Here is a 6,513-nt window from a genome sequence, read left to right on the forward strand (position 1 = left end):
GCCGCCCTGGAACGCGTCTCCGTCGCCGTGATCGACCTGCCGCTCTCGCTGGTCCGCCGTCACCTGCGGGCGGGCGAGGCCCTCCCCGGCCACGCGGAGGACCTGGCCGAGGAGTGCACGGCGGCACTCCTCGTCTGAGCACTCCTCCCGTGCGCCTAGTGCGCGGCCGCGGCCGCGCCCGTCCGCAGCTTCTCCAGGACGCGCTCGCGCAGGAGCTCGTACTCCTCGCGGAGGCGCTTGATCTCGGGCGGGCGCGGTATGACCTGACCGCCGGTGACGATCTCCTCGGGGGAGAACTGCTCGCGGGTGAGGTCGATCTCCACGCCCTCGCCGAGCCGGTTCCACCAGTGGAAGTCGGTCTGCACCCCGCCGACGCGGACCTCGCCCCGGATGAGCTCGCCGCCCAGCAGGTCGTTGAGGACCATCGCCGTGACGCCGCACTGGTCGCGTGCCGGATTGTCCGGGGTCCAGCGCGAGCGGTACTCGGGGGTGCACGTGCCGGCGTCCCAGCTGCTGCGGACGGCGCGTTCGATGTCGGTGAGAAGCCACGGTTTCATGCTGCGCATCCTGGCAGTGACCACTGACAGTGCCGGGAGGACCTGCGAGCCGACGCCTGCCCGCGCACACACGACGTACAGTCCTCCGTGGCCCTCAGCGGCCGGAACCAGCCGATGGGAAAAGGACTCCATGACCAGCACGTGGGACAAGGCACTCGACGCCGCCGGCGTCCACGACCGGCGGCTACGCGACGATTTCACGCAGCAGCGCGACCTCGTCTCGCGCTACCGGCGCCACGCCTACGCAGCCGTCCGGCTGCTGCTGCCCCGTGCGACCGTCCCGCACGTCATCGCCATGACCGCGTTCATGCACCACACGGACAACACGCTCGACAACGGCGGTACCCGGACCGAGCGCACCTCCGCCTACGCCGTGTGGGAGCGGGACGTGCGCGAGGCGCTGGCCGGCGGGCGGGCGGACCACCCGGTGATCCGGTCGGTGATCCACACGGTCGCCGCACACCCCGGGCTCGCCGGAGCGGTCGAGGACTTCCTGAAGGCCGCACCGGCCGATCTCGACTTCGACGGGTTCGCGACGGAAGGCGCCTACCAGGACTACGTCGACGCCTACTCGCTCCCGGCGTTCATGCTCGTCGCCGGCCTGCTCGACCCGGGCACCGACCCCGTCGCCTACCGTGCGGCCTGCCGTTCGTACATCGACGGCAGCCAGCGCCTGGACTTCGTCAACGACCTGGCCGTGGACCTGGAGGGCGGGCGCCTGGCCCTCCCCCGGGCGACCCTGGAGGAGCACGGCGTCTCCCGCGGCGACCTGGAGTCGGCACGCGAGACCCCGGCCGTACGGGCGCTCCTGGCCGGTCAGTTGCGCCGCGCGCGCCACGACCTGCTGGACGCCCGCCGCCTGGCCGGTCTCACCGCACCGGTCGACCGTCCGTTCGTGCGGGCGATGGTGGAGCTGGAAGTGCTCACCACGGACGCCGCGGCGGCGAAGGGCTGCGGCCTGCTGCGCGGGTCGGCGCGCCCTGCGGCCGGTGCCGCCCTGCGGGTGTTCCTCCGGGAGTACGGCCGCGCGCGGACCGCCCGGCGCCGCGCCCTCTGAGTGCGTTCCGAGCACCACCGGGGGCGACTTGGGAGCTTCTTGACCACGATTCACCCGTAGCAGCGATCACCCGTTGGTGTTCGGGCTGCGGCCGCCGCGCGCGGCCACCTAGGGTGCTTGCACGTGACCGGCTGACGGACGAATCGAGGACACGTGGACGAGGAAGAGGACCGGAGGCTGCGGGCGATCGCACCGGAGATCTCGCACACCACCATCGGGCTGATGCGCACCATCGTCGGCCTCGAACCGGCGGAACGGGTGCCCGAAGAAGCGCTCAAGGTGGCGGACCGGGTGCTCGCCAAGCACGGTACGGACGGGCTGCGGGTGCTCGTCATGAGCCTGTCGGGGTGGATGGCGGTCGGCATCGAGAACGTCGCGCACCTGAAGGGCCAGACGAACGAGGCCATCATCGACGACATCGAGCTGACCTGTCTGGAGGCCAACCCCGACGGCTGAGGCGGACCGGCCGAGTGGTCGGCATCTCCTCCGCCACGGGGAAGTCGCCCCTACTGTGGAGTACGTCGGCGTGACACCCCCGGGAGGACACATGACCAGCTCGGTCGAGCACCGCTTCGTCGAGGTCAACGGAGTAACGCTGCACATCGCCGAGCAGGGGCAAGGCCCCCTGGTCGTCCTGCTGCACGGCTTCCCGGAGTGCTGGTACTCCTGGCGGCACCAGTTCGGGCCGCTGGCCGGAGCCGGGTACCGGGTCGTCGCGGTCGACCAGCGCGGGTACGCACGCAGCGAACAGCCGGACGACGCCGGCGCGTACAGCATCCTGCACCTCGCCGGTGACGTGATCGCCCTGACCCACGCCCTCGGCGAGGAGAGCGCGGTGGTCGTCGGGCACGACTGGGGCGCTCCGGTCGCCTGGACCACGGCGCTGCTGCGGCCCGACGTCGTCCGCGGCGTGGCCGGCCTGAGCGTGCCGCCGCTGCCGCACGGCCCGGCGGCGCCGCTGCCGGCGCTGCGTTCCGTGCTCGGCGACGGCTTCTACCAGCTGTACTTCCAGGAACCCGGCGTCGCCGACGCGGAGTTGGCTCGGGATCCGGCGACGTCATTCCGCCGGATCCTGTTCAGCGGCTCGGGCGACAGCAGCCAGACCGACCCGCCGCGCCCGTGGGTCGTCCCGGCCGGCCGCACGCTCCTGGACACGATGGCGGAGCCGAAGGAGCTGCCGGCCTGGTTCACCGAGGACGACGTGGACGCCTTCGTGCGCGAGTTCTCCGCGCACGGCGACCGCGCCTTCACCGGCGGCCTGAACTGGTACCGCAACCTCGACCGGAACTGGGAGCTCCTCGCGCCCTTCCACGACCTCCGCATCGAGGTGCCCGCCCTGTACGTGGGGGGCGACCGCGATCCCGTCCGGGCCTTCCCCGGCATGGAGCGGCTGCTGGCCTCCCTCGAGGAGACGGTGCCGGGGCTGCGCCGCAGCGTGACCCTGCCGGGCTGCGGTCACTGGACGCAGCAGGAGCGCCCGGAGGAAGTCAACGCCGAACTCCTCGGCTTCCTGTCGTCCCTGCCGTCCCCGAACGCGTAGCCGGAGGCCCTGCCGCGATCATCTCGGCGATGACCGGCGCGGCCTCGGCGCGGCGCAGCGGCTGCACATGCTGCTCCTCACCCGGTGACGCCGCCCCTCACTTGGTGACGGCGGCCTTCCGCGAGCGCCTGGACCGCAGCAGGAGCACCGTGGCGACGGCCGCCACGGCGACGGCCGCGCAGGCGCCTGCGACGAGGCCCGTCCGGGAGGAGGACGCCGGGGCCTGCGAGGCCTCCTCGGTCTCCGGGGATGCAGCTTCCCGCCGGGCGGCCAGCGGGCCGGCGGGACCGGACCGCTCGGGCGTCGCGGCGGCGCTCCCGGCCGGAGCGGGACCGTGCCCGGACCCCGCGGCCGCGACCGTGACCGTGACCGTCCCCTCGCCGTGGCCGAGGTCCGGGAAGCCGCAGTGGACGACGACCTTCCACGTGCCCTCCGGCAGGGTCTCGCGGGTGGTGTAGGCCCCCTTCCCGCCCTCGGCGGCCACGAGCTGCCACGGGCCGGCGGTGCGCCCGTCCGGGCCGGTGGCCGTCAGGGTGCCGGCGACGTGCTCGTCGACGGGGTCGCCGTCGTTCTCCCAGGTCGCCACGGTCCGTACGTGACCGCCCTGCTGCTCGCCGCCGACGGCGAAGTGGATGGTGTCGCCGTGCGCGGCAGCCGTTCCGGGCGTGCCCAGGACGAGCAGGGCGGCGCATCCGAGCGCGGGGGCCAGGGTGGTGGGGCGCAGCTTCATCGTGGCGGTTCCTCGGAGAGTGTCGGGAGAGGTGGGGCGGAGGGGGCCGGCGACCGCCAGTGGGGGGGAATGGGGAAGCAGCGGTCGCCGGCCCCGTCAGAGGGCGGCCGTCAGGAGGCGGCGGCCTTCGACAGGGTCCAGTTCTGGTACCCCTGGTCGTTCTTCTGCTGGAGTTCGAGCAGGCGGCCGCCGTAGTACGAGCGCTTGCTGATGCCGAGCACCAGGGACGAGCCCTCGGGCTGCAGGACGTACGACCCGCCGCCGGCGGAGTTCAGCCGCCACTTCTGCGCGGCGGTGTCCCGGCAGGGCTGCTGGGCCACGTACTGGCCTGCCACGGGCCGGTCTCCGCCGCCGAGCTGGAGGCACTTGCCGCTCTGGACCGACTTCACGCGCAGTGCGCCGCCGCCGGCGTTCTCGAAGGACCACTGCTGGTTGGCGTAGCCGTGGCGCTGGTAGGCGATGGCGACGGTGCCGTCCGCCGAGGAGCCGCCCCACAGGTCGAGGGCTTCACCGGTGAGGCCGTTGACCATCACGTACGCGGTGCCCGGACGGGTCGGGGAGCCGCCGTCGGTGGAGAGGGTGCGGAAGGACGCGGCGCGGCCCGGCGCGGAGGCCTTGCCGTCGGCGCCGCGCGCGGCGACGGCGACCTTGTAGGAGGTGCTGGGAGCGAGGCCCGTGAGGCGGACGACGGTGTCCTTGACGTCGGCCGTCTTCTTCCCGTTGACCAGCAGGTCGTAGCCGGTGGCCGAGGGGACCTTCGTCCAGCTGACGACGACCGAGTTCGGGGTGATCTGGCTGACCTTGGCCTCGGGGCCGGCCGTCGGCGGCCGCGTCGGGTCGGGCGTGCGGGTCGGCGTCGGGCCGGGGTCGGGGTTCGTGGTGCCGCCGGCGGCCATCAGGAAGCGGTTGTTGGCGATGTTCCAGTGGGTGGCCAGGTAGCTCCCCGGCTTGGGGTTGGTGTGGAAGTAGTCGTCGTGACCGCAGTCCAGGCGGGCGTCGTTCGCCCGGTCGGGGCAGATGGTCTGCATCTTGGGGTAGTGCGGGGCGTCCGAGTAGCACATGATGTCCCACTCGTCGACGCAGTGCGCGGCCCTGCTGGTGTGCGGGGCGCTGTTGTTGACGGCGCCGAGGTTGTGGCCCAGCTCGTGGGCGGGGGTGCTGCCGCCCCAGCAGCCGGAGTCCGTACGGCCGTAGGACGGGCCGAAGTTGCTGAGGTTGTCCGCGCCGGGCCGCTCGTCGCCGTTGAAGGTGCCGATGCCGCAGTAGACCTGGGCGTCGGCGAAGACCATGTACTTGCGGTCGCGGCGGTTGAATCCCTTGGCGGCCAGGGCGTTGTTCATGGCCCCGAACTCCTGGAGGTCGCCCGCGGAGACCTCGACGTTCAGGACGGAGGCGGTGCAGTCGGCCTCGGTGACGTAGCGGACGTGCCGCTCGCCGCCGGTCTCCTTGGCGCTGGCGTTGTAGATGACGTCGGTCTCGGCGGCCCACTGCTTGAAGGAGGCGGCGTACTGGCCGAAGCGGTCGCGGCCGGGCGCGTGGACGTACAGCACCTGGACGCGGTTGCCGGTCGAACCGTCGCCCTCGCAGACGACCTTGGAGCCGGATCCGGCCTGCGGGGTCGTGGACCCGCCCGGGCTCGGGGCGGCGGCGGCCGCGGCCACGCCGCCCTTGCGGGCGTCGACCACGGACGGCGCTCCGCCGAGGGCCTCGGTGGCCGAGGGGGCCTGGCCGCCGTCACCGGTCAGGGAGGAGGGAGCGGCCGCCTTCGCCGCCACGGGCGGGGTGTCCTTGGTGATGTCGACGCCCTTGGGCGGGGCGTCGGGGCCGTGGGTGCACAGGCCTGCCCGCGAGACGCTGTAGACGCCGACGCAGCGGTCGCCCTTGGGGGCGGGCTTGAGGCCGTCGTAGACGAGACCGCGTTGCTTGTCGGCCGGGGGCGTGGAGGTGAGGGGGGCGGGCGGCTTCTTGTGCACCGGCTGCGCGGCGGGGGCGCTGGCCGCCTCCGGCTGCGAGTCCGGGGTGGACGTGGCGGATCCGGTGCCCAGGACGCCGAAGGCGATTCCGGCGGCCGCGGCGGTTGCGGCCGCCGCGAGTATCAGGCGGCGGCCGGTTCTGCTGCGGCGGCGAGAGTGTTTGCGCGGCAAAGGAGTTCCTCTCGGTGGGGGTTACGGAACGGCCGGGCGCGGCGCTGGCCCGCCCGGCGGAGGGGGTGGCTTGAGGGCGGCGCTCAGCGCGCCGCGAAGACCTGCATCCAGCGCGGGCCGTCGTAGGCGAAGGAGACGCCGACGCCCAGCTCCGTGTAGGCGCAGTTGAGGATGGTCCGGCGGTGCCCGGGGTCCTTCATCCACACGGACACGACGGCGGAGGCGCTGCTCTGCCCGGCGGAGGCGTTCACCCCGTACGAGCTCCAGTGGTGGCCGGGCACGGCCGCCCGGCGGGCGAAGGCGGACCACTGGCCGGCGGGGGTGCGCGAGGCGGTGTCGTCGGTGTGGCGCTGGGCGACGGCGACGAGCTCGGCGCTGAAGCGCACGGGCCCGCATCCGGCCTTGGCGCGCTCGGTGTTGACGATGCGGACGACCTCCTGGGCGGGGCCCGCGCCCGGGGCGGCCGACGGCGTCCGCCGGGCCGT

The 6,513-nt window shown here is 73.5% G+C and carries 7 protein-coding genes and 1 pseudogene; 4 read left to right on the plus strand and 4 right to left on the minus strand.

Translation table 11 applies throughout. The features are described 5' to 3' along the window. Window positions 1-138, plus strand: a pseudogene (locus V7793_RS30950) (TetR/AcrR family transcriptional regulator); the annotation flags it as partial. A gap of 17 nt (window positions 139-155) precedes the next feature. Here V7793_RS30950 and V7793_RS30955 read toward each other — a convergent pair. Continuing rightward, complete coding sequence (locus tag V7793_RS30955) at window positions 156-557, minus strand: YunG family protein (RefSeq protein ID WP_336012814.1); 402 nt, start codon at window positions 555-557, stop codon at window positions 156-158. Between the two features lie 130 nt (window positions 558-687). On the opposite strand from V7793_RS30955, the gene V7793_RS30960 reads away from it, so the two are divergent. The 3 genes from V7793_RS30960 to V7793_RS30970 all read left to right on the plus strand — a co-directional run bounded on the left by V7793_RS30960 (window position 688) and on the right by V7793_RS30970 (window position 3,154). Further along, window positions 688-1,614: a phytoene/squalene synthase family protein gene (locus V7793_RS30960; protein ID WP_336012816.1), complete on the plus strand. Its 927-nt coding sequence runs from the start codon at window positions 688-690 to the stop codon at window positions 1,612-1,614. Between the two features lie 153 nt (window positions 1,615-1,767). Continuing rightward, window positions 1,768-2,070 carry a hypothetical protein gene (locus tag V7793_RS30965; RefSeq protein WP_058041490.1) on the plus strand — a complete coding sequence of 101 codons (303 nt, stop codon included), beginning with the start codon at window positions 1,768-1,770 and terminating at the stop codon, window positions 2,068-2,070. A gap of 91 nt (window positions 2,071-2,161) precedes the next feature. Beyond that, a complete protein-coding gene (locus V7793_RS30970; protein WP_336012820.1) occupies window positions 2,162-3,154 on the plus strand; it encodes an alpha/beta fold hydrolase in 993 nt (330 codons plus the stop codon). Window positions 3,155-3,251: 97 nt separating this feature from the next. On the opposite strand, the gene V7793_RS30975 is transcribed toward V7793_RS30970, so the two are convergent. The 3 genes from V7793_RS30975 to V7793_RS30985 form a co-directional block, all read right to left on the minus strand. Next, the gene (locus tag V7793_RS30975) at window positions 3,252-3,884 is read right to left on the minus strand and encodes a hypothetical protein (protein WP_336012822.1); all 633 of its coding nucleotides are present in this window, start codon (window positions 3,882-3,884) and stop codon (window positions 3,252-3,254) included. A 110-nt stretch (window positions 3,885-3,994) separates the two neighbouring features. Then, entirely contained in the window at window positions 3,995-6,028 is a 2,034-nt protein-coding gene (locus V7793_RS30980; RefSeq protein WP_336012824.1) for an RICIN domain-containing protein, read from the minus strand. A gap of 83 nt (window positions 6,029-6,111) precedes the next feature. Further along, on the minus strand, window positions 6,112-6,513 hold a 402-nt coding region (locus V7793_RS30985; RefSeq protein WP_336012826.1), incomplete at its 5' end, for a CAP domain-containing protein.

Source organism: Streptomyces sp. KLMMK, assembly GCF_036961605.1.
In the GTDB taxonomy this organism is placed as follows: domain Bacteria; phylum Actinomycetota; class Actinomycetes; order Streptomycetales; family Streptomycetaceae; genus Streptomyces; species Streptomyces telluris.